The 21,900-nt window shown below is 45.8% G+C and carries 19 protein-coding genes and 2 pseudogenes; 16 read left to right on the top strand and 5 right to left on the bottom strand.

Annotated features, from left to right (window positions below):
- The first annotated feature begins 325 nt into the window (after positions 1-325).
- A complete protein-coding gene (locus FA92_RS13160) occupies positions 326-919 on the top strand; it encodes a hypothetical protein (protein WP_239780539.1) in 594 nt (197 codons plus the stop codon).
- Positions 920-962: 43 nt separating this feature from the next.
- Here the strand turns inward: FA92_RS13160 and FA92_RS13155 are convergent, their stop codons facing one another.
- On the bottom strand, positions 963-2,303 hold the full coding sequence (locus FA92_RS13155) for a hypothetical protein (RefSeq protein ID WP_033783885.1): 1,341 nt from the start codon (positions 2,301-2,303) through the stop codon (positions 963-965).
- A gap of 206 nt (positions 2,304-2,509) precedes the next feature.
- On the opposite strand from FA92_RS13155, the gene FA92_RS13150 reads away from it, so the two are divergent.
- From FA92_RS13150 to FA92_RS13100, 11 genes and pseudogenes are all read left to right on the top strand, one after another.
- Positions 2,510-2,740, top strand: a complete 231-nt coding sequence (locus FA92_RS13150; protein WP_033783884.1) for an AlpA family phage regulatory protein — start codon at positions 2,510-2,512, stop codon at positions 2,738-2,740.
- Positions 2,741-2,746: 6 nt separating this feature from the next.
- The gene (locus FA92_RS13145; RefSeq protein ID WP_033783883.1) at positions 2,747-3,745 is read left to right on the top strand and encodes a replication protein RepA; all 999 of its coding nucleotides are present in this window, start codon (positions 2,747-2,749) and stop codon (positions 3,743-3,745) included.
- Positions 3,746-4,594: 849 nt separating this feature from the next.
- Complete coding sequence (gene traJ, locus FA92_RS13140; protein WP_033783882.1) at positions 4,595-4,948, top strand: conjugal transfer transcriptional regulator TraJ; 354 nt, start codon at positions 4,595-4,597, stop codon at positions 4,946-4,948.
- A gap of 80 nt (positions 4,949-5,028) precedes the next feature.
- Complete coding sequence (gene trbJ, locus FA92_RS13135) at positions 5,029-5,823, top strand: P-type conjugative transfer protein TrbJ (protein ID WP_033783881.1); 795 nt, start codon at positions 5,029-5,031, stop codon at positions 5,821-5,823.
- Positions 5,824-6,010: 187 nt separating this feature from the next.
- Positions 6,011-7,370 (top strand): annotated as a pseudogene (gene trbL, locus FA92_RS13130) (P-type conjugative transfer protein TrbL).
- A gap of 82 nt (positions 7,371-7,452) precedes the next feature.
- Complete coding sequence (locus FA92_RS13125) at positions 7,453-7,668, top strand: antitoxin VbhA family protein (protein WP_033783880.1); 216 nt, start codon at positions 7,453-7,455, stop codon at positions 7,666-7,668.
- On the top strand, positions 7,669-7,887 hold the full coding sequence (locus FA92_RS13120) for a hypothetical protein (protein ID WP_051926528.1): 219 nt from the start codon (positions 7,669-7,671) through the stop codon (positions 7,885-7,887).
- Between the two features lie 392 nt (positions 7,888-8,279).
- Positions 8,280-9,899 carry a hypothetical protein gene (locus FA92_RS13115; RefSeq protein ID WP_197061504.1) on the top strand — a complete coding sequence of 540 codons (1,620 nt, stop codon included), beginning with the start codon at positions 8,280-8,282 and terminating at the stop codon, positions 9,897-9,899.
- The gene (locus FA92_RS13110; RefSeq protein WP_033783878.1) at positions 9,896-11,623 is read left to right on the top strand and encodes a hypothetical protein; all 1,728 of its coding nucleotides are present in this window, start codon (positions 9,896-9,898) and stop codon (positions 11,621-11,623) included. The genes FA92_RS13115 and FA92_RS13110 overlap by 4 nt, the downstream gene beginning before the upstream one ends.
- Before the next feature lie 203 nt (positions 11,624-11,826).
- Entirely contained in the window at positions 11,827-13,302 is a 1,476-nt protein-coding gene (locus tag FA92_RS13105; RefSeq protein WP_156105710.1) for an AAA family ATPase, read from the top strand.
- A complete protein-coding gene (locus tag FA92_RS13100; RefSeq protein WP_156105708.1) occupies positions 13,299-13,925 on the top strand; it encodes a retron system putative HNH endonuclease in 627 nt (208 codons plus the stop codon). Before FA92_RS13105 ends, FA92_RS13100 begins: the two co-directional genes overlap by 4 nt.
- Positions 13,926-14,103: 178 nt before the next feature.
- On the opposite strand, the pseudogene FA92_RS23650 reads toward FA92_RS13100, so the two are convergent.
- Positions 14,104-14,859, bottom strand: a pseudogene (locus tag FA92_RS23650) (IS3 family transposase); the annotation flags it as partial.
- A 404-nt stretch (positions 14,860-15,263) separates the two neighbouring features.
- On the opposite strand from FA92_RS23650, the gene FA92_RS13085 reads away from it, so the two are divergent.
- Positions 15,264-17,642, top strand: coding sequence for an SEC-C metal-binding domain-containing protein (locus FA92_RS13085; RefSeq protein ID WP_051926527.1), 2,379 nt, complete (start codon positions 15,264-15,266; stop codon positions 17,640-17,642).
- A 553-nt stretch (positions 17,643-18,195) separates the two neighbouring features.
- Complete coding sequence (locus FA92_RS13080; RefSeq protein ID WP_033783875.1) at positions 18,196-18,969, top strand: DUF3750 domain-containing protein; 774 nt, start codon at positions 18,196-18,198, stop codon at positions 18,967-18,969.
- Positions 18,970-18,999: 30 nt separating this feature from the next.
- On the opposite strand, the gene FA92_RS13075 is transcribed toward FA92_RS13080, so the two are convergent.
- Positions 19,000-19,179: a hypothetical protein gene (locus FA92_RS13075; RefSeq protein WP_033783874.1), complete on the bottom strand. Its 180-nt coding sequence runs from the start codon at positions 19,177-19,179 to the stop codon at positions 19,000-19,002.
- Between the two features lie 176 nt (positions 19,180-19,355).
- On the opposite strand from FA92_RS13075, the gene FA92_RS22735 reads away from it, so the two are divergent.
- Together FA92_RS22735 and FA92_RS13070 are read left to right on the top strand one after the other, a co-directional pair.
- Positions 19,356-19,601, top strand: a complete 246-nt coding sequence (locus tag FA92_RS22735) for a hypothetical protein (protein WP_072008980.1) — start codon at positions 19,356-19,358, stop codon at positions 19,599-19,601.
- 20 nt (positions 19,602-19,621) lie between these two features.
- Positions 19,622-20,119 carry a hypothetical protein gene (locus tag FA92_RS13070; protein ID WP_033783873.1) on the top strand — a complete coding sequence of 166 codons (498 nt, stop codon included), beginning with the start codon at positions 19,622-19,624 and terminating at the stop codon, positions 20,117-20,119.
- Here FA92_RS13070 and mgtE read toward each other — a convergent pair whose 3' ends face one another.
- Together mgtE and FA92_RS13060 are read right to left on the bottom strand one after the other, a co-directional pair.
- A complete protein-coding gene (mgtE, locus tag FA92_RS13065; protein WP_033783872.1) occupies positions 20,120-21,553 on the bottom strand; it encodes a magnesium transporter in 1,434 nt (477 codons plus the stop codon).
- A gap of 134 nt (positions 21,554-21,687) precedes the next feature.
- A complete protein-coding gene (locus tag FA92_RS13060; protein ID WP_013358709.1) occupies positions 21,688-21,873 on the bottom strand; it encodes a YfgG family protein in 186 nt (61 codons plus the stop codon).
- Between the last annotated feature and the right edge of the window lie 27 nt (positions 21,874-21,900).

Raw genomic sequence — 21,900 nt, 5'->3', positions numbered from 1 at the left:
CAGGCAGCTCTGTATCAGAAGGGCACATTCGGCATCTTTATACAAACAATCACAATGCATACTTTGAAAGTTCGTTTTCGCATGTAAATTCCTGATGCAACTTAACTTTTTTTTAATGGTTTGATAAGATTGTCGCATGTGTATTATGTAAATATTATAGGTGGCCAAAGTGATCATAAACGATATATTTAAAATATCCGAAGCAATTTCTTCTCCGTTTCACTATATCTTCAGAAGAAATCTCTCACATTACTTATATAAAAAGAGTGTTGTTACAATCCTAACCAGTGTCAATGAAAAAAGACTACGGGAGCGGTATCGGCCATTGGATTTAATTGACGCCAGAGAATTTAGAGGGCTAATTAATTCACTTTTCCAACCTGGGGACTATCATTTTTCTGCAATGGATATCGCCGTTACAATTAATATAGCAATAGGGCATTATTGCGATAATGAATTTAACAAAATTAGTCATGAAATTATTGATTTTTCATATCACTTTTCACGTGAAATAAAAGAGTCTATAATTAAGAGTAAACTAATGCGGGACGGGTTGGCTGATTATGGAAAAAACATTGCCCTTCTTGATGTCAATTCAGAGCGCGCAAAGATTGAATATCTGTTTAAAAATAAGAAGGCTTTATTAAAGCATTACTTCTCCACATTCAAAAATGATAATTTTAACAACAGCATTAGGATCTGGCATCAAAGTAATGACCATTCATGGGTTGACTGGAACGAAAAAAACTCTATCTGTATAAACATTAATCCTTACAAAATTCGTGAGGGTTTCTTTTTGGTCGGTTTTGACTACTTTGATATTACAAATAGCGAAAGTTTGTATGTTGCCAGCAATAAAGATGGATGTGAATATTTTAATGAACATTTAGATGATGGTTTATGCGTATGGGTGCGTTAGAAATTTATAAAGAGAGGGTTTAATTTAAAATTATTTAATGAAATCAAATGATAAATTCACTATTTATACTAATCAAGGCCTTTGAAACTGCTTGGTGTGAAATAATTCTCCCCTCAATTTTTGTTAACTTATCTGCAATTTTTCTCTGATTGAATCCTTGTTTCTTAAGAACAAGCATACGTTTCTTACTATCTGTTAAGCGTGAGTCAACCATGCGGCGAGCAACATTTCGCAGCATTCCAAGATCGTTAGCTCCAAGAGTTTTACCTGCTCCAGTCAAGCGAACGGCTGCTTCATGAATGAGTCTTTCGGTTTCTCCCTTAAGTAATATTGGGTACTTAAAATTATCCCTAACGTAATGAAAGAACTCGTCACTTTGTTTCTGAGTGACGCATTTATCTTGGAGGAAATGATAGAAATAAAGGTCAATTAGTTCATCTCTTGAAATGACTTTGAGCTCTTCGACTCTGACAATGTGAAGTTGCAATCTCTGCAATTCATTCTCGAATTGATCTTTTGAGTCCAGAGCATTCTTGTAAGCGGAGTTCCACGTATGGCCATTTTTGTGTTTCGGTTTATGGTAAGAACAATACCTGTGGCTGAGTTGTAGTTTTTTCTGATTATCAGGATTCTGTTTGTTGTGGCTTTCTATCTCATCTTCCAGTTCAAGCATATTTTTATCTAGCTTATAGAAATATTCTGCAAGTTGATTTCTTTGGCCACACAGTTCGCAGAAAGTTTGCTTTCGTCGCGCATTGAGTTTTATGTCTGCACTGTGCTGCTTGAAGCGCGTCGGTGTAAGGTGAAGCTGCCATAATAGCTCAAGCAGATTATCCACGGTGGCCTGAAACTTAAAATCTATAGGTCGATATTGATGTTGCGTATTTGCAAAATGTCTTAGTTGGTGTTTAATTACATCATGAGCATTTTTGAAACCCATGACCACTACTAAATTGGTTATCGGAGTTTCTTCTTTAAATTTAGAACTGTATTTACGAGACGAACAACTAAGGGCGCTTTCAGGACTGCTCAAATTATCATTTGAACGTTGTAAGGGAGAGTGAGCAACATTCATATAGGGGTTAGGAAAGAATTGAAAATGACTCTCAGGAAGAGATTTAAGGAATGCTGACACCTTAGGATCAATGACCTCTAGGATAAGTTCTCCAATAGGACGCTTATCCGATTCTCGTTTGTCGTAGGATGAAACCCCTTTCAAATGGCTTCGTGAATTTTTCCTTTTTGAATGTACGCTGTAGTTTGCCCACCGCTCTCGAAATTCCCGTATGCCAGCGGCAACAGCGTTATCGCAATCTTTCCAGACAGAGATAAAGTACATCCCTAAGCGATCAATTACATCCTTTTCACTTTCGATATATGCCATTTGTCAAGTCCCTCATATGTAGACCATTGCCATGTTACTACTGGTTAAGTAATGAGTCTATTGGCAACTGCTTGTAATGGCTGGCAGCTGTTATTTGTTAATTTGAAAATAAATAGAAGATTCAACCTAATCCGCCAAAACGTCCAATTCAATGTCTAAAAAATATTGGCATACTCAGGTCTCTGCAACTAACAGGAGGCCAACACATGCAAGAACTGGCACATAAGACCCTAATTAATCGTAAGACCTTACTCAGCATCATTCCTTTGTCTGATCGAACAATCTATAACCTGGAACAACGTGGTGAGTTTCCTCAGCGTATTGTTTTGACGAGTCGAAGTGTTGCATGGGATTTAGCGGAGGTTGAAAACTGGATAGAAGCAAAGCGCAGATCTGCTTTAAAGGCAGCAAGACCCGGTTTTATGTGGTCTGTGTGAATCAACATGAAGATTAAAAATTTAGTAGATTTTCAGAGTCAGGAAACAAACCAGAAAAAAAAGGAATCTGTGACAAAAAATAAAATGAAATTGGATGCAGGATATGTAGATAAACTTATCGCAATACATGAGTGCAGTGCTCAGGAGGCTAATCAACTTGGTTTCATTGCTCGGTTTTTAATTCAAGCAACTCTGCCACACAGCAAGCCAAGATTGAATGAGTGGAGCCGTAAGAATGGCAATTTAACCATGCATATGATGGCACCGTCAGCAGTAGGTTTGCCTTACGGTTGTTATGCTCGATTATTATTGGTTTGGATTAGTACTCAGGCAATTAGAAATAAATCGAAATTAGATAGAGGTATTATTACTGAACAGGAAGTTCGCAAGCTTGAATTAGGACGATCTCAGCGACGTTTTATGGAAGCACTGGGGCTACGTTCAAGTGGTGGGAAAAATGGCTCTATTGTCCCGCTTCGTGATCAAATGCGACGATTATTTAAAACGACAATTAGTATTATGTTAACAGAGTTAAATGAGGAAAGTGGATATATTTGTGAAGATGAAATGGGAGCCAGGATTGCCGATATTTCACATATTTGGTGGAGTGTAAAATATCCTGATAGAGATTTATTTAGTCAATCTTGGGTAGAGCTGTCGCCAAAGTTTTTTCAAATGATAACAGATAAGCCTGTTCCATTGGATATGAGAGTTTTGCGGCTGATTAAACGTTCCCCAATGGCTTTAGATATATATTGCTGGGCGACTTATCGGGTTAGTTATTTAAAGCGAGTAACAATTATTCCTTGGTCAGGTTTGATGGAGCAAATAGGATCTAATTACGCCGATGTCAAAGACTTCAGACGACGGTTTAATGATGGGCTTAAAAAAGTACAGTGGGCATGGCCAGGGCTAGACGCTACACCAACCGAAAAAGGACTTCTTATAAAACCAAGTGCCCCTCAAGTACCTCGAAGGAAAAAACAAAGAACAGAGGGGTTTTGAAGCTTTATGAACGCCTATTCACTGACTCTTTATAAGAGTGTATATGCTTGGGGATAAAGAAAGTTATCCACGCATATTCTGTCCCCCTTTAGAGAAAGTATTCTGCGCATCTTCTGTCTCAGTTTGCGCATGTTTTGTCTCAGGCTGCGCATGTTCTGTCTCTTAAATGGTCGTATAGTCCTTTTGTAACAGAGACTTATAGGGAATCCTATAGTATAGCCTGTAGGTTTAACCTATATAAAAATCAGCCTGTAGCCTAAGTTGAGAAATTGTGGATAAACTCTGGGGTAATTATATCTCTGACTGGTATTTTTCACTTTCTCTTTTTTTAATGAGCTGTTAGCTAAAAGGATTTTCTAAATATCATTTTTTCTTTTGGACGTGATGTGCTCTGTATACGTTTAAAACTTGCCATCATATTTATGACATATGAGGTACGTGTTTTTTTTTGATATGTAAAACAGTATGTTAGCTGCATTCATGGTTTTTCGAGAATTTTAGCCGCTAAAATCCGATGATCTATCTAGGAAGATAAGAGCGATGAAATCAGTTATAGCTGAGTTTATAACTAATGAAGCGAGGACCGAGATTCACTATATAGAAGAATTTTACCCGAGTAATTCTACAGTAATACTTTAAGAAAACACATCCTGTACACAGGAATACACAATACGTACACAGGAATACACAGTATGTACACAGATATACAACGGCAACGGTAGGGCAGGACATGTAAAGTAGGCCCACCTCTCCGGTGTCCCAACTTTACTACTCCCTATTCGCTGCAACGCTGCTCAAGGTAGTCCTGCTCTGCGAGGCTGATAGGCTACCGCCTATGTGGAGAGTGATATGACAGTTTCTCAGACTAGAAAGAACAGTACACCAATTAAAGTTTATTGTTTGCCAGAGGAAAAAGCGCAAATCCAGGAAAATGCAGAAGCTTCTGGTTTAAGTGTCGCGAGTTTTATTCGTAAAGTCGCAATGGGTTATCAGGTTGAGTCTATTGTAGATATTAAACAGGTTATAGAACTTAGCCGGGTAAATGCTGATCTGGGGAGGCTTGGTGGTTTACTTAAATTGTGGCTAGCTAATGATCCTCGCACAGTTGATTTTTCGCCCAAGCTGATAAAAGCGTTGCTTGCAAAAATAGAATCAACCAGACAAGAACTAAGAACTATTATGGATAGAATTTTGGATAATTAAATGTATTGCTTTCTATATATCAGCATCTGTTACCAGCCAAGTCTACAATACTAATAATCAGTTGAGTTTGAGGTAAGCAAATGAAATTTATGCTCCAAATATTTTCATCGCAAAGAAGTATTTTAGCCGCTAAAAAAGCGTTAGTAGATTCCTTCATCGCGTATATCGTAGCATTACCGGTCAAAGCAGGTATCCCAGTTATTGATGGAACTAATGTTGTTCAGACCACAATCAGTGCAGTCAACAACGTTCAGGCAGTGGCAAAACAAATCCAGCAATACCAGATGCAACTGCAGCAATATGAAAACATGCTGCAGAACACCGTAGCACCTGCTGCTTACATCTGGGACCAGGCTAATTCGACCATCAACAAATTACTGCAGGCGCAGGACACCCTGAATTACTACAAAAATCAGGCCGGGAGTCTCGATGCGTACCTGAAACGATATCAGGATGTTAACTACTACCGTTCATCACCGTGCTTCAACACCAATCTTGAGTGTACTGCATCTGAAATTAGCGCACTGCGTAAAGCTGAACAGGACAGTTCTGAGGCACGAAAAAAAGCTAATGACGCCGTATTCAAGGCGATTGATGAACAGCAAGAAACGCTGCAAAACGATGCTAACAACCTGGCCGATTTGCAAACTCATGCAACCGGTGCAAAAGGGCAAATGGAAGCCATTCAGACGGCTAACCAGCTGGCTAGTGCACAAACAAATCAGTTACTGCAAATCCGCTCATTACTGGTGGCACAACAAAATGCAGCTACAACCCTAGCGCAAGCTCAGGCTGATAAAGAAGCCCAACAAATAGTCGCTGATGAGAAAGTATTAGCTGGACAGAATACACCAAGCCCAAAGCGAATGTGGTGAGGACCAATTGGATGAAAAATAAAATTGCGATGGTTTTTATTCTAATCACTACAATGATTTTTTGTTCTTGCAAAAAAAACGATAAAGATTGCTCAACAATGCCAGATAATAAATTAGATGCGCATAGATACGATAATTGCACATTGCGTAGTAATAATAAACCAAGCCCTAAACGAGAATGGTAATCATGAAAATAGCAAGCAAACTCACCTTTTTAGGCATCATACTTTTCTTTTCTATAAATGCCTATGCTGGTCAATTAGATAGTAGCGGGCTACTTGATTCTTTATTAGATAAGTTTCAACAAGTAGCCAGTACATGGACAACAGTAATTGCTGCCTATGCAAATTGGCTCTTCTGGGGTCTGGTATTAATAAGTATGGTCTGGACATTTAGCATGATGGCGCTGCAAGGGGAGGGGCTGACTGGGGTACTTGCAGAAATGGTTCGTTTTTTTGCTGTTATTGGTTTTTTCTATTATCTTTTAATCAACGGCCCAGCTATATCTCAATCAATAATTAATTCAATGAGACAACTTGCAGCAAACGCTCTGGGAATAGGTACTGGTATATCACCCTCAAGCATAGTTGATATGGCATTTGTGATACTGTCCAAGGTCAGTTCAGCCGCATCAATTTGGTCGCCAATGATATCCACCATAATGATAACAGTAGCGATAATTGTTTTGATAGTAATGGCCCTCATAGCAATAAATATGCTAATCATTTTAGTTTCTGCATGGGTGTTGTGTTATGCGGGAGTTATATTGCTTGGGTTTGGTGGCTCGAAGTGGACCTCTGATATAGCAATAAATTACCTACGGACAGTTTTATCGATTGGTGTTCAATTATTCACTATGACAATAATCATTGGTATTGGACAATCATTTATAGATCAGTACTTTTCTATTATTGGAAATGATATTCCTGATCTTAATAGTCTTATTGTTTTACTGCTGGCGTCAATTATTCTTTTAGTATTGACTAATAAATTACCGTTGTTGTTATCTGGCATTGTCGGAGGAGCATCCTTACAAGGGATTGGTGGGTTCGGGGCCGGTATGATTACGGGCGCTGCTGCTACTGCGATTAGTGGTGCTGGAACGATGGCAATGAGCACTACAGCTCAAGTCAGTGGCGGGGTTTCTGCATTAAAAGCCGCTTTCGAATCTGCACAAACAAGCAATGGCCGAAGAATCTGGGTCTGCCGGTGGTTCAGGTGGAGGATTTGGCGGTGGTGAAGATACTGGTTCTGTAAACACGTCGGGAGACCAGTCATCTCGTAAAGGTAGCTCCAGTGGGGGAAGCGAAGGTTTTGCTGCATCGTTCTCGCGTATTGGACGCATGGCAAGATATATGGGAAGCAGTATGGTTAATGGAGCTGCTGAGTACCAGACAATGAAGCAAAACAGCAATTCTTCTGGTGCTCATCAGACTATGGGAGAAGAGTTGGCGACTCAGATACGTAAACAAACAGCTACTCGTCGGGATAACCGCGAACATGATGATTTTGCCGGAGATAGCTTATCCGGCAATAATAAATCTTGAATCATGCGCGTCAGTTAACAAGGTAGCGTGAACTGACGCTTTCACTGAGCGAACTTTACTCCTGCAACTCAAAGGAAAAATCATGTCTAGGACTCCTTATTCACGGTTACGCATTGAGGGCTTCCGCAAAGCAGAGGCTTCCTTGAGAATTGAAGGAATGGACCCCAGTGGTACGCCGCTCTATGAGTCCATTAAGGCACGTATTATTTCAGGTGAGCTGACGTATGAGCAGGGGCGTGCTGAGATTCTTGCATACTACACAAAAGCAGATACCGCCGGGCCTGTGACAGTGGGATAAATGCTAGCAGAGGAATTTTTAAAACCGCTGAACATGTCTCATGATCAACTGGCGGAAGCTATGGATGTTTCTCTGCAGGATGTTGAAGATATCATCTCCGGTATGCGTCGTCTCAGAGATGACGAGGCCCGCGTTCTTGTTAAAATCTTTGGGGCTCATGAGGGCTTTAAGAGTAATCTGCAGGAGCTACAAGATCCGAATGAACGACGGCAGAAATAATAACTCATATGCCATGATATCTGCAGTCCCTCAGGTGCCATGAAACTAGACGGATGAAGCTTGAGTAAAATTAACCGTGTCATTGTGGGAGCAGGATCAAGAAAAAAATGCTGTTTTAAAGTAGTTTGGAAGATATAGCATTTTGATGGTTATCTCTTAGAAGAGATATCAACAATGACTTGAATTTAATAGCACTGTTTTGTTATTGATAATAGGTTGGGGTGTGTGTCAATTTTATTGAATTTGAAAATCTTGCGAGAAATTCCGGAGTGAAGAATCCAAAAGGTAGACCAATGACAATAAAGGAGATACCGATAGACAAGGCGGAATTGGCTACGAAACTCCGCACTCTCGGCTTGGTTCAGACTATTGCGGACGGAGGGTATCGGTGCTTGGATGACAGCCATTCTGCATTGATAGAGACGCTTGCAACAATATTGAATGCTACCGATGCGCCACCGATTGACCTTCATATTGAAGAAGCGCTGTCGGAGTTAAAGGGACCACGTTTCTTCCTTGTCCAGCATTTTCTATGCGATCTGATACCCCTTTTGAACCTAGATCAGGATGTTCTCCTTGCTTTTATCACACGTCTGCTTGATGCAGGTGGTAATGATCTGGCGGCAGGGGCCCCGAGTACTGCATTTGGGGAATGGACGAAGAAGAATCCAATCAGATCTTCCAAGGTCTACGAAGCGGTACATGCTGGCGATAACTTAGCTCTGCGTCAACTATTCACGGTTCTCGTAATGAATGCCGAAATAGAAAAAGGCATCATCTTTGCGCAGGCTCAGGAGCGGGAGGCTAAGCTTGCAGCCCTCTCGGCTTTGGGGGCCATGGAACTTGGTGAACGCTACGGTGAGGTGCTCGACATCCTGCTCCAGGCAGCGTCCAGCGATGATGAAGACATCGCACTCAGATCCTTGGAAGCGGGCTATCGGGCTGCTGCACAGCGAAAAATAGTTGCACCGGTCGGTTTTGACGAGCAACTTGACAGGATCTTTCAGACGAGGAGTCCCTTCTCGATCCACTTGGCAGTTGACCTGTTGTGGCGTCACCGGGTTGGTCTCACAGAAAATGCTGTAAACTTATGCCTTGATGCTGCTGCGGATGTTGACTCAGATAATGTAGGAACGATTTCACATCTCAGCCATGCAGCCTATCAACTCGTGAGTGATGGGCATGCTGAAAAAGTGATTTGTCTGCTTACTGAGTTATTTGAACGCTCAGGAGGTCGGATTACGTTAGACGCGTTCGAGGGCACCTACAACGCGTTGCAAAATGCCGGCTCTGAGGTATTAGGGAACGCTGTTGTGTACTGGCTACTGAACGGGAGCATGCATACTCACAAATGCGTTGCTAGCGAAGTTTGCGGTGTCGGAAATGACGATCCTCCTTTCTCAATCCCCGCGTCATCTCTTCCAGTGGAGCCATCGGAGCAACTATACCTTTGTCGCAAGGCGGTCGGGTGGTTCTTCATTGATCCAGTAGTTGCAGTAGTCATTCCATTAGCGGTGCTTCGCAATGGGTCGTCAGATATCAAAAATGATGTCCTTGATCTGATCTATCACCCTTTGCTCGTGAGCTACGGGGGTAAGTTACAGGACTACCTTGAGCGTTACGCTGAAAGCACTCCGGACCTTGCTGAATTGCTCACACGAAAGGTAGCACTTCAGGATGCAATGGAAGGTATTGAGCGTTTAGTCGAGCTGCACCCCAGTGAAATGCAGCGCGAGGCGGCACGTGTCCAATGGCATGAGCAGATGGAGCGAGGCATGGAGCAAGGGCGTCGGAAATCTATTTTTGAGAATATCTTCGCCAAACAATACATCTTGTATGGCAGATCGTCGTTGACGCCGATCCATACCGGGCAGGGGGCCACACATCTCACCGAGACTGCGATGCATTCATTTTCAATCTCGTCCGAGTTGCCTATCCTCGACATTGTTGACCCAGTAGGACTCGATCATATGCTCCTCTATTTCAAGCTTGAGCAGCGAGGACAGAGATGAAACTCGTCGTGATGCACTATCTGCGCTCGCTACGCGAGCGTGAAGAACTTGACGCTATTCTTCCTGATCTTTTGGCTGAGAGTGGTTTCGAAGTTCTAACACGTCCTCGTCGTGGCACACGGCAAGCTGGTGTCGACGTAGCGGCAGTCGGCCCTGATCCTGATCGTGATGGTACTCGAAGTCTGTTTCTATTCACGATCAAGTCTGGTGATTTGACACGAGAGCATTGGGATACCGGCCAGCAGGCCGTGCGTCCATCGCTAAATGAGGTTTTGGATGACTATATCCCGAACCGCATCCCGCCCCATTTTGCGGGCCTGCCAATCATTATATGCGTTTGCATGGGCGGTGAGATGCGTGAGGATGTCCGGGCCCAATGGAGCGGTTACTGTCGGGCGAACGAGAAAGCCAACATTCATTTTGCCGAATGGAACGGGGATCGTCTCTCTGAACTGATCCTTAGCAGTATGTTGCGTGCTGAGTTAATTGAGAGCGAGAATCGAGGGCTATTTCATAAGGCGCTAGCGATGCTTGATCAGCCCGAGGTCGCTTATCGGCATTTCCGTCACTTACTAAATGTCATTTTCACTGAGCCGAAGAATCAAACAGAGCGCACGCGTCAGCTACGCAAGGCCTACCTGTGCCTTTGGATACTTTTTGTCTGGGCTCGCGATGCTGATAACCTTGAGGCCGCATATCGAGCCTCAGAGCTAGTACTTCTACGTAGTTGGCCTTTCTGTGATAGTACTCGTCTGCGGAAGGGAACGACGCAACACGAGCGGCTAGCTCATTTTGATCAAGTCTTGCAGCTGCACTTAATGATCGCTCACCTTCTACTTGTCGAGAAGATTGGCCCGTTCGCCGACAAGCGCTATGCGCTTTCAATGGCCGTAAATTCACGCTACGCAGTAGATATTAACATCGCGCTATTCGAGATGCTGGGGAGATTGTCTCTTCATGGGCTATGGCTGGATGCTATGAGTGGTGGGGAGGAGTCATTCGCGCAAGCAATGAATGAAAGGGCGGACAAAGTGCTCAACATAGCGATTGGTATGCTGAATGCGAATCCGTCGCTTTCTGTTCCCGTTCGCGACGATTTTACGATCGAACTGGCTCTATTTATGCGCCTCGCAACTTTGCGTGGCCGCCTATCTAATGTAGCTGGCTACATTCGCAGCATGTCCGACAATCTCTGCTACGGATTGAGAGCTCGTCGGCATTATCCTACGCCGACAACAGAATATCGTGATGTTCTCTCCCATCCGAGGGACTGCAGTGATGCATATTTCGAAGAACACACGCGCGCGGGAATTCTTTACACATTCGTGCTTGCTTGGCTGGCTATGATAGGCGATCAGGAGCGAGCAGAGCATTTGCGCCGCACGTTATTAGAACACGCGCCACACATGACTCACCAAATTTGGATTCCCGACGCACGAACGGATGACGTTTTCTGGGGGGGAGATCGGGACCATGGATTATCGGTGCCTGGTCTGCCAATCAACGATTCGCTAGATGCAGTTTTTAGCCTATTGAACCGTGTGATGAAAGAGCATCCGCTGGACGAGCGAATAAGTGCCGTTCGAAATCACCTGACACCAATTTTTCTTATGGCTTGCCGCCACTATCGCATGCCATTACCACCGCATGTGTGGCAAGGTAAGAGGAGTGCGCCACCTGACAGCACCTTTTCCGATCAAGAAACACCGGATGCTGAGATTTAGAAGTCTCAAGATGAGCAGCCTTGTATATGGGCAGCTTCGTCGCAAGTTAAGTCAGTTATTGGTATTGTTTCGTAGTAAGAATGCATCATCCGCAACATTTAATGTCAATACGTAAATTTCATCGAAAAATAAAATATAATATTGAGCCATATGGTTGGATGTTGGATAACTTCTTTTTCGTTATTGAATAGGAATGAGTTGAAGTGAAAGAAATTTCATATTTTATTGAAAATGCACAGTTTGATTTTGGAGACGGCTCTGAGGTAAATGTAAAATTTATCGGTGAAAAAGCCGACTTAAAAAAAACACATATCACCTTCATTGTCGGAGCTAATGGCACCGGCAAGAGTCGAATACTTGCTAGCTTGGTTTCTGGGTTAACAGATTCGCAAGCAAAGAGCTCTTCAGAGCTTAAATCCTATCGTCTACTTCAAGGATCACACAGCCTGCGATGTTCACGCATAATAGCAAGGAAAAATGGTATCTCAAGAGCGAGTGAAATTTACAGTTCGGAGCAGGAAAGTCCTCCCGCGGCATCTCTGCCTTCTAGGCTTCTTGCTATCTCAAATCTGGTAATAGATAAATTTCCTTATCACCGCGACAGCACTAATGAAGAACAGTTTTATCATTATCTGGGGGTGAGACAAGCGACTAACCTTACGACTACAGGCTCAACTGATAGAGCGGTTGCTGAATCTGTTATACGAATGCTTTCCGATGATACGCGACTGGGAGCATTTGGCTCATGGATTGATATGGTTTTTGGAAGTACTCGGGAAATTGCATTTGGATTCCAGAAACGCAAAATTAAAGAAATTCATCGTTTCCTCGGTGAACGTGAACGAACTCAATACATAAAGGATCGTCTAATTCGGCGTCTGGGAACCAGAAGAGCTGACATGACTAGTGACGAAGAGCTTTCAGTCATGACAGACCATATTCAACAGCTTTTCCTTTTGTTGGATAAATACATTCAATGGCCGTTGCGTTCTAGCGAAAGCGAATGGGCCATCGTTAGACTTGCTACAATCGACAAGCAGGACAAGTCTGAATTGAGCCGACTAGTCTTAGGTTTCTTAGCCGCGAGTCGGATAGGTGTTTCGGTGTGGCCAACCCTGCTTTTTGAGGCTCGTTCATGGTTGAGCTTTGAGGAACTGAGTTCTGGCCAGCAGAATTTGTTGTCAGTCGGAGCGAAAGTCATCGCCTATGCGACTCCCGGCAGCTTAATCGTGATTGATGAACCAGAGGTGAGTCTTAACGTGGTTTGGCAACAACGTTATGTTGAATTGTTGCAAAAGTCTTTATTAGGAGCGCCCAAAAGCCATGTAATCATAGCTACTCATTCACCTCACATGCTGTCGAGCGTTATGTTGGGGCAAGCTAGTATTGTCACCTTAGAACGCGAATCGGATCAGATGGGGGTTAAAGTCCTGGATGGTGTTTTCGAGGGGTGGGGCTCCGAGTCCGTCCTTTACAACGTTTTGCAAATTCCTTCCGCTTCGAATTATCATTTGACTCGAGAGTTAAGCGCCGTCTTAAAGCATATTCAAGAAGGCGGTAAAGATAAGGTTTTTCTCAGCCAGTTTATTAACAAGCTCTCCCGTATTGACTATAAAGGTATTGAACCTTTAGAGCTTGTCGTCAATGAGGTGATAACTTATATGGAGAGTTTGGATTGAAAAAATTAACTGTTCCTTCATATGGATTTAAAATGGTCAAAGAATTAAAAAATTATGTGCTCAAGACCAAAGCAAAAGATCCATGGGGTCATGGCAAACAGGCAACTAAGGATTTCAAAAAAGAGGTGACGAGGCTTATGCTCATGGAGCAGGATAAACGCTGCGCTTATTGTGGCTCTCGACTGTTCGAAAAGCGGCCTCATAGGGATCATATTGCCCCCAAAGAATCTTACAAAGAGTGGATGTTCTGGCCGACAAATTTGGTTTTGTCTTGTTATACATGTAATACCGATCTTAAGAAAAATTTTGATCCAATTCTTGTTAGGAAAAGGAGTTATCGACGCTCAGAATTTTCATTTGTACATCCATTCTTTGATGATCCTAAAGATCACATCACTTACACTTCTGAGGAAGTAAAAGTGCTGATTAAGGAGCACAATGGTTCTCTTAAAGGTAAGAAAACCATAGAGATTTTTGAACTATATACCACTGAGCGCGCAAAGCAGAGGGCGAAAGATTATATTCACGATGATGATGCAAGCCAATTGTACGGTCACCATCTATCATTACTCGAAAAAGCCAGAGAAGCTCTTGAGACGCGTATATTGAAGATGAAACTCTAATGCTTGAATAATTTTGTATAACTTTAAATATGCAAGTTAAAAATTGGCGGAAAATAAAATATAGATTGTAGCCTCAGTCTGTTTTTTAACGATTTAACAATATGCTGAATCGTCTTGGGAAAATCAGACGCTTTCGTGTCGTTAAAAATATTAGTTTTAATATTTATGTGGGTGATATTTAATAGCTCGAGTTATGCGGGCGTTTACTTTTATGAAAGATTTCGATGTAAAAAATATCGTTATGAGCTTCTTCGCGCGTTCCGTAGTTCTTTATCCGTTCGCATTTAAACAACTGGAAAAATCTTTCTGTAACCGCGTAATAATGACAATTACCGCGACGATTCATGTTACCCTCCATTCCGTGTGATTTCAGGAAAGGCTGCCATTCGTGGTTTGTGTAATAACGGCCCTTGTCTAAGCGAACCAGCACTTGTTTTCGGGGATTACGCCGCAATACAGCCATCATTAGTGCATTTAGTACAATATCATTTGTTATCCGGGATTAGATTGGCCAGCCGATAACCTTACGTGAGAAAAGATTAAAAACCACGGCTGGATACAGCCATCCTTCGTGGGTCCTGATGTTGGTTCAGTGCGTTATCCAATGCTCATCCAAAGTATCCGGATTGAAATGTCGCTTGAGCCTGTCAGCGACACAATACTGATCTCGCCTTTGCGTGCACGTGGGCTCCAGTACCCGACTTTAGCATTTATCCCTACACGCTCCCTCAACCGCCAGAATTTTTTCACGCCGTACTGTTGCCCGCTATCTCCAGCTCCAGCTCGATCTTGCGATAGCCGTAGGCACATCCCAATTCCTGCCAGAACTGATTAATCTTCCCTGTCAGTCTCAAATCTACTTGATGGTGCTATAAATGCGGTTGCTGAGGACACTGGGATGAACATCCAGCACCCGACAGATCAGGCGAAAAGGCCAGCAACGGTTGTTGTCACAGATAAAGGCGTTGTTCAGTCAAACGATTCTTCAGAAGCCTGAAAACGGGATGAGTGCCAATTAATTGGTATGTGAATTTAACCGCAGCCAACGCGGCGATAGCTAATTTCATTACGGAATATTATAGCCAACTCAGACCTCATTAATTTAATGGTGGGCTGACGCCGAATGAATCAGAAGGATTGTTCTGGGAAAACTCTTAAGTCGTGGCCAGTTTTTGTTGACTACTACAAGCTAGGCACACCGATAAAAATGATCCATTACAGAAAGTGCCGAAACCTCGACGTAACCAGAGTAAGGGCGATATATAAGAAAGCTGATTATCGTGAATAGCGTAAAGCCAAGATGCAGGACTGAGCTGATATGATTGACGAGTGAGCATTATGGTGCTCGAAAGATCAGTAGTTCAAAATGGGGTGATAAGAATGAATATGGAAGAAGTTCGAAAGAATGCTGTAGCTTCTTTATTGAAGGATATGGAATCCATTGCTGACCGAATGCGTGAGTTGATTGTCAAAATGCCTCCACATGATTTGCTTGGGTACATCTACGCTCAGCACATGATGAAAAAAATGGGAAACCAAATTGGGGGCGAAAAGCAAGACCAAGAAGATAGCTCAGCTGACCTAGTTAATGAAACCCAGTTCTTACTGGAGTATGTTCACGCGGTTCTGGCATCTGAGGCCGCTCCTTCGGATATGGAATTCGACGAAGCATTGTGCGCTGAGTTGTTTGAATGTAGCCGAAAACTGAGAGAGCTGGCCATGTTCTATGCTATGGCCACCTCTGCTGATACCAAAGATGGCATCTTCGGTCCTAATACGGCCGACATTGAATTCCGTGCGAAATCCACTTGGGTCATGATACGCGGGAATCGTTATCAAGTTTTGGAGGGCGAGTTCTATCACTACGTTCTGGCGCCTCACAATGATGTTTTGGAGGAGGTGTACGGCATTGGTGCCACCGATATTGCGGAAGGCTTTCAGGCCATGGCCGACGCTACTCGTTCTGGGCAGGCCAATGCAATCATTGAGATGATGAAACAGTTTGAGGCGGTAAAAGCTTTTTCTATGGAGCAAAGTAAGTCTATGGAAGACGCTATGGAGTCATGGATTGCTGAAAATGAGGAGCAGTCCAAAGCGGTCCGGGGGGCGATGGAGGATATGTTTCGCGGCGGTATTGCCAATGTAAGCCGTCACACGAAGTTGCCACCGACATTGCTAGCAGACTTGTCATACCAGCGAGGAGAAGATACTGAGTTCTTCGCAGCGGGCGATTTTAAGGGGACACCCTTTCGGACACTGCCAGCACGTAAGAAACCTCTAATTCAGCTTGGGTCGGACTACTACGCGGTCGATCCCTGTTTTGCTCGCGATGCAGGGTATCGTGCGCTCCTATTTAATCTCCTTCAGCGAAAGCCGGATTACAATAAGGCCTTTAAAGATAGGCAGAAAATGATGAGCGAAGCAGCCTTTGCCAACATTCTCTGTGCCCAGCTTCCGGGAGCCACAGTTCTTCAGGAGGTTTACTACAAGGATCCTGACAGCAAGCAGTGGTCCGAAAACGATACTCTAATCTTGGTCGATGATGTGCTGTTACTAGTTGAGGCTAAGGCTGGTGCAGCTGCCACCATTGCATCACCGGCGCTTGATTTTGGCCGCCATGCTCAATCAGTGCAGGACTTAATACTCAAGGCATATAAACAATGTGCGCGCTTCTTCAATTATATGAATTCGGCGGATGAAGTGTCCCTCTATCACCTCGTGAATGGCAAATACGAAGAGTGTTGTCGTGTGCGTCGCTCTGACTACCGGGTGATGGTGCCGATTGGGTTGACAGTCGAGTCGTTCTCGCCCTTTTCCACGTACGGTAAAGAATTACCGCAGGTTGAACCTTTACTTGGAAAGCATGCTTTCATTTCACTGTCCATCGACGATTTGTTTGTGCTCAAGCGACTCTTGCCCACACCCGGGGAGTTCGTCCATTACTTGGAGGTGCGGCAAGCCGTGGCCGGAATACGCGGGGCTCATCTCTTCGACGAGTTCGATCACTTGGGTGCTTACCTGAAGAAGAACCGTTTTGATCAGGATATTATCGAGCAGTTGAAGGAAGAGAAAGCGAACATGGTTATCTGGGATGGCATGAGTGACATCGTCGACAGGACCTTCGAAGGTGAGGAGTGGGAAAGCAAACCGTTCCCAAGTCAGAAGTTCCCGGAGGAGGTTCTGAAGCTGCTTGGAGCACTCGATAGCACCCGAGCTAGCGGCTGGCTTTCAGCAGAGAGTCATATCCGTGACCTAGGAGAGGAAGGCCGGAATAATCTGGCCAAGATGCTGTCCGACCTTCGAAAAACACTGATTCAGCATCCCGTTCGTTACTTTGTTCTGGGCGGGGACGGTGTACCGCTCTTCGTTTGGCTTCAACGGCATGGTCATCCAATTGACTGGACTAAGGTGAACAATAAGGCTAGCGCAGTTGCGTTGAGCGCCAAGGCTACTAACGTCATTGGCGTTGTGGCTGAAGTTAGTGCCGATGGTACTTATGCCCAGGCGCGGTCTTTCAAAATTTACATACCGACGGAGCAAACAGCAGAAAACGCACACATTTATGAAGACGCGGCGAGAATGGCCAATCCTGAACGTACGGTCAATCTCGAACGGGAAAAACAAGTCCACTTTGGTCGCAAGAGCAAAAAGATTGGCCGTAATGTCCCTTGTCCATGTGGCAGTGGCATGAAATACAAAAGATGTCATGGACGGTAGAATCTGCTTAGGAATTCAAATGGAGGTTGTGCATAAATTTTTCTAAGATGCTGATTTTTATCTTTAATTTTATATTTGATCCATGTTGTGCGAGAGTCTTCTCAGCATGATCCTGAGCTTAATAAACGTCGATGAGCAGAAAAAATAAAAAAATCTCCGCATGGTATAGATTGTGGTATCAAGAAAGATCGACTTTATAAGTAACCGTTATTTAAGTTAATTTTAATTTAATTGATAATAGAGTGGGAATAAACCGGTTCGCGCCGATTAAACCCTGATGCCTAAAAAGCCCGCTTCCAGCGGGTTTTTTATTGCCTGAAACACACGCAGACTCCCCGCTTTAACCTTTCGGCACATCCGGATAGCCATCTGGCGGTTTTCTGTTCACATTGCCGGGAATTACGCTATCCTCCATGCAGTAAAAGCTGCACTTCACTTCAGCCGTGTCCCGCTTTTATCCGCCGCTTTAACCGAGGTATCCCAAAGCCGCCGCTTACTGAAACCGCCTGCTGAACAGGCGTTTCGTGATTCTTACGTCACCAGGAATGTTGTCATGCTCTCACTGAAAGTGTTCAGCCTGTTTTTTGTTGCCGTGCTGCTGCTGTCGCTGGGGGCCAGCATCGCGCAGGCAACGCGTCACGGCGAAACCGCAGAGTCGGGCGGCTGGGCCACCGCCCGTCGCGATTCGTCCGGGATAGCGCCCGATCCGCGCGCGTTATCTAACCTGGCCATTGTGCAGGTCTATGCCGCGCCGACTTATGGCTGGAAAGGGCGGGTGGCAGTGCATCCGTGGATCATCTTCAAACGTGCGGGTGAAACGCGATTCACCCGCTATGAAGTGATTAGCTGGGGCAGTGGCGATAAGATCCGCCGCAACAGCAACCTGCCGGATGGTTACTGGTATGGCGCAAAACCGCGGCTGCTGGTGGAGCATCGCGGACCGGAAGCCGAGGCGATGATCCCACAGATAGAAGCCGCCATTAAATCTTATCCGTGGCCGACAACCTATCGTGCGTGGCCTGGACCGAACAGCAACACCTTCCTGGCACACATTGGCCGTGAAGTGCCCGCCCTAAGGCTGGATCTCCCCGCCAATGCGCTGGGCAAAGATTACCGGCCACTGTGGCGTCCTGTCGGGCTGCCGCCATCCGGGCGCGGTGTGCAGGTGTCGATTCTGGGCGTGGCGGGCGTGACACTGGGTGCAGAAGAGGGATTTGAAATGAACCTGCTGGGTCTGAACATGGGACTCGATTTTTCGCCATTCCGGCTGCGGCTGCCGTTTATTGGCGGTCTGGGCAACGACAATCTTCAGCAGGACAAGCCCTGACAATATGGCCCCGTCAGGGGCCGTTTTGCCTCAGCACACGCCAAAGTCACCTTCTTCATGATAGAGGTTGACGCTCTCTGCCTTCACTTCGATCTCTTTCTTCGCCGCATCATCAATGCGCGCGCACCACAGGGTGTCGCCTTCTACGCGGAGCACCTGCATTTTAGGGCCGCCGGTTTTCGACTGAACCAAATCCTCTGCTTTAAACATATTGCCTCCATTAATTATCGTTACTGCTGCCGATCGTTTTTTGCGTGACGTTTTCCAGTTTATACCCTGACTGTTTTACTGCGAGAAAAAGTCTCCGCATGCTGAGCCATATTAAGAAATATCCATTGAGTTGTCAGTTGACAACTCATTCATTCGGCGTCAGCATCGGGGCACATATGGCAAGGAAGCGGCATCCCAGTAAAGAGATAGAGAGGGCGTTACGTTACGCCGAATCCCACGGCTGGCTGGTGGTTACCGGAGGCCATCATGCCTGGGGCAAAATGTACTGCCCGAAAAATCTGTTGATGTGCCGATGCGGGGAGTTCTGTCTGACCTGTATCTGGAGCACACCAAAAAACGTACATCATCATGCCCGTGCGCTGCGGCGCGTGGTCGATAACTGTCACTATCTGAAGTCCTGAGACAGCACAAGGAGAGGCATATGGAATATTGTTTTACGCTACGGTTCAGCCTGCCGGAAGGGCATGCGCCGGTGGATGAGATGCTGGAAACGCTGGCAGCAGCAGGCTGTGACGATGCGCTGATCGGTCTGGGGATGCCTGGACGAATTGCACTGGAGTTCACCAGGGAGTCTGACTCTGCAACGGACGTATTAAGGCAGGCGGAAGAGGATGTACTGCGAGCGATACCGGGCGCCACGCTGGTGGAAGCAGCACCCGATTTTGTGGGCCTGACAGATGTGGCGGAGATCATCGGCATGACGCGACAGAATATGCGTAAGCTGATGCTCAGCCACCGCCCGCCGTTTCCGCTGCCGGTGCATGACGGTAAAACCGCTATCTGGCACTTAGCGGATGTACTGGAGTGGCTGAGCCAGCGCGGTAATTATACGCTGCCTGCGGCCACACGTGAGCTGGCACAGGTGACGCGACAGCGCAATCTTAACGGGTCGCTGCAACGTTACGGCCTTCGCGGCTAATCAGTGCGGCAGCAGGAAGATTGTCGCCAGCCCCAGGAAGATAAAGAAGCCACCGGTATCGGTCAGCGCGGTGATCAACACGCTGGAACCCACGGCCGGATCGCGCTTCATTTTGGTCATCACCAGCGGCACCAGCACGCCCATCAGCGCGGCCAGCAGCAGGTTCAGCGCCATGGCCAGCATCATGACGCCGCCCAGTGCCATATTGTCATACATGAGCCAGGTAATGCCGCCCATGATGCCGCCCCAGAACAGGCCGTTGATCAGCGCCACGCCAAGCTCACGGACGATCAGGAAAGAGAAATTTCCCGGTTCAACCTGATGTAAGGCTAGCGCCCGCACAATCATGGTGATGGTCTGGTTACCGGTGTTGCCGCCGATACCCGCGACAATGGGCATCAGGGTTGCCAGTGCGACGATCTGCGAAATCGTCCCTTCAAACAGCCCGATAACGCGCGAGGCGACAAAAGCGGTACAGAGATTAATCGCCAGCCAGGCCCAGCGTTTACGCACCGATTTACGCACCGGCGCGAAAACATCCTCTTCCTGACTGATACCGCCCATTTTACGGATGTTGCTTTCGTTTTCGGCGTTGACCAGGTCGATGATGTCTTCAATGGTGACACGGCCAATCAGTTTTCCTTTTGCGTCAGTGACGGCGGCAGATATCAGGTTATAACGCTCAAAGGCGCTGGCGGCGTCTTCGGCCTTATCGTTGAGCTGGAAGGTGGTCGGGCGCGCATTCATGACGTCGCTCACCAGGGTTTTAGGTTTGTTAAGCAGGATATCTGTCAGCATCAGCTCGCCCAGCAGCTGATTCTCTTTATTGGTGATAAACAGCTTATCCGTGCCGCCTGGCATGTCTTTACGCTTACGCAGAAAACGCTGCACCGTTGCCAGCGTGACATCGTCGCGCACCGTCAGGATATTGAAATCCATCACCCGGCCCACGCGATCGCGGTCGAGCTGCACCATATCGAGCATGCGGGCGCGTAGAGCAGGCTCCACGGTTGCCAGCAGGCGTCCGGTCAGGTCACGCGGCAGATAACGCGCCAGCCAGACCTGGTCGTCGATATCCAGCGGCTGGATAGCTCGCAGAATATCGCGATCGCTCATCTCCTCGGTGAGGCTGGCCCAGACCGTTTCAGAGGCTTCAACCAGTACATGGCCGCGCCGCTCATTTGGCACCAGCCGCCACAGCGCCTGACGCTCCTCTTCGGGCAGGGCTTCGAGAATATCCGCGAGGTCAGCGGCATGCAGTTGCAGAATGTCCTGTTCCAGCGCATCACGCTGGGCCGCATTTTCACGTTGCTGTTCAGGATTGAGATCGCCGGATTTCTCCAGCAGAGCATCAACCAGATCGTGCTCGTTGAGCAGCAGCGTCAGAATGCGATGACGTATTTCACTTAAACGTTGAGAGTGAGAGGCAGACACAATGAGATCCCTTTAGTCTGAAAGCACCAGCACGAAGTGTAGCGTTTCGCCTGAAAAAGGGATGCAAAAAAGAGTCCAGTTGTCTGGATAACATTTACTTTTAAGAAGTCTTTCAGGCGAAAAGTCAGTATTCGTTAGCGCGTATCACCTGATGTAACGGTAACCGGTTCAGGAATCGCTTTCTGTTGCTGGTGATGCTCGAAGGCAGCGGGCAGGATAAATATCAGGCGACTAAAGAGAATGATAAAACTGATCAGCAACACAATACGGGTCATGGTGCCGGTTTTTTGACGTCTTCGGGGAGAAATAGCGCTGTTCACGCGGGGTGGTTCCTGTAATGACCCCAT

It is taken from the genome of Pantoea sp. 9140 (genome assembly GCF_000745295.1).
Taxonomy (GTDB): Bacteria; Pseudomonadota; Gammaproteobacteria; order Enterobacterales; family Enterobacteriaceae; genus Pantoea; species Pantoea vagans.
Note: the sequence above shows the minus strand (reverse complement) of the source record. Positions and strands in the feature narration are given on the sequence as shown.